The sequence below is a fragment of the Halomicronema sp. CCY15110 genome, assembly GCF_016888165.1.
Classification (GTDB): domain Bacteria; phylum Cyanobacteriota; class Cyanobacteriia; order Phormidesmidales; family Phormidesmidaceae; genus Halomicronema.
This window is the reverse complement of the sequence record NZ_JACSWC010000385.1, coordinates 1-564: the sequence shown is the minus strand read 5'-3', so window position 1 is coordinate 564 and position 564 is coordinate 1. Positions and strand designations below refer to the sequence as shown.

The following is a 564-nucleotide window of genomic DNA, read 5'->3' as shown; positions in this document are numbered from 1 at the left end:
CACTTTGAGATTTGGGAGGGCTTTAGCGGGGAATATGGCAGCTACGGTGCCCGTGAGCGGGTGAACCTGGCGGATCTGAAGCAGCCAGAGGTGTTCGATCGCTTCGTCAAAATCTTCACCGACCCGCAAGCGCTGAACTCGGGGAAGTATCGCGCGCGGGTGACGCGGGAGGTGGTGGCGGAACTGGCGAAGCTATCGCGCTGGCTAGAAAGTGCCCCTGTAGGGGCGCAGGGCGCTGCGCCCTCCCCTCAGGAAGTCGCCAATTTTCTTATGCGCTGCATTTTCACCATGTTTGCGGAAGATGTGGAGCTGCTGAAAGGGGAAGCATTTATCAAGGCCCTGCGCGCTCGCGTAATAAAAGCGACGTCACTTTTGAGGAGGCAGCGTTATGTCAGACCTTGGATTTGATATTGCAACCTTAGAAAACTTTAATCCTGCCAGCGTTGCCTGCGTCAAATGTTGTGCACTTTTGCAATCTGAAGGATTAGGCTTAGTGGTGCAGAAAAGTCCTGAGAGTATTGATGTAGCTAGATTCTCAGATTGAGAAGGGGAGCCATCTGTGAG

2 protein-coding genes are annotated in these 564 nt (G+C 53.7%); both read left to right on the top strand.

Annotated elements, in window-relative coordinates:
• Positions 1–408: type IIL restriction-modification enzyme MmeI (locus JUK32_RS18825; protein WP_375541587.1), on the top strand; the 408-nt coding region annotated here is incomplete at its 5' end.
• Positions 389–544, top strand: coding sequence for a hypothetical protein (locus JUK32_RS18820; RefSeq protein ID WP_204140407.1), 156 nt, complete (start codon positions 389–391; stop codon positions 542–544). The genes JUK32_RS18825 and JUK32_RS18820, both read left to right, overlap by 20 nt.
• Positions 545–564: the final 20 nt, after the last annotated feature.

Excerpts from the sequence above, each read along its gene's own strand:
- JUK32_RS18820 (WP_204140407.1), top strand. The coding sequence starts at position 389 with ATGTCAGACCTTGGATTTGATATTGCAACCTTAGAAAACTTTAATCCT.